Source organism: Halomonas sp. 3A7M (assembly GCF_014897875.1).
Lineage (GTDB): Bacteria > Pseudomonadota > Gammaproteobacteria > Pseudomonadales > Halomonadaceae > Vreelandella.
In genome coordinates, this window is record NZ_JABUZD010000016.1 from 1 (window position 1) to 545 (window position 545).

1 protein-coding gene is annotated in these 545 nt (G+C 56.3%); it reads left to right on the top strand.

Annotated features, from left to right (window positions below; all coding sequences use genetic code 11):
- Positions 1–69: 69 nt before the first annotated feature.
- Positions 70–545 (top strand): DUF4172 domain-containing protein (locus tag INT19_RS00805; RefSeq protein WP_319022170.1); only part of this gene is annotated, 476 nt, incomplete at its 3' end.

Genomic DNA, 545 nt, shown 5'->3' on the forward strand with positions numbered 1-545 from the left:
GCTCAATACGGTTAGGGCAAGTGGGTCGGTTTAACGGCGCTTACTGCTTTACGACCTACGTTGGATGCCGTGCGACTTCTGCAGGGGCGCGTGGTAGGTAAAACCGAGGCTGTCCACGGCCAAGCCGATCTGGATGTGGAGATGGATGCGCTGATCCAGAATGCGATTCGTACCAGTGAAATCGAAGGTGAGCTTCTGGGCGTTGGTTCCGTGAGGTCTTCCGTGGCTCGCCAGTTGGGTTTAGAACAGGCTGGTGTCTCTGCCAGAACAACACCGGAATCTGAGGCGCTGGTTGAGCTATTGCTGCAATCCACGCATCAGTTGGATGAACCGCTTTCCCGCCAACAGTTGTGTCTCTGGCAATCCATGCTGTTTGTGCAAGGCTCCAGCGTGCTTGGCAGTGTACGTGTAGGCGAGCTGCGTGGCGATCACCCCATGCAAGTGGTGTCGGGGCGTCTTGATCAACCTAATGTGCATTTTGAAGCACCGCCTCGTGGGCAGCTGGTAAGCGTCCATTCCGCGACGTTCTGCCACCCCGCTAAAAT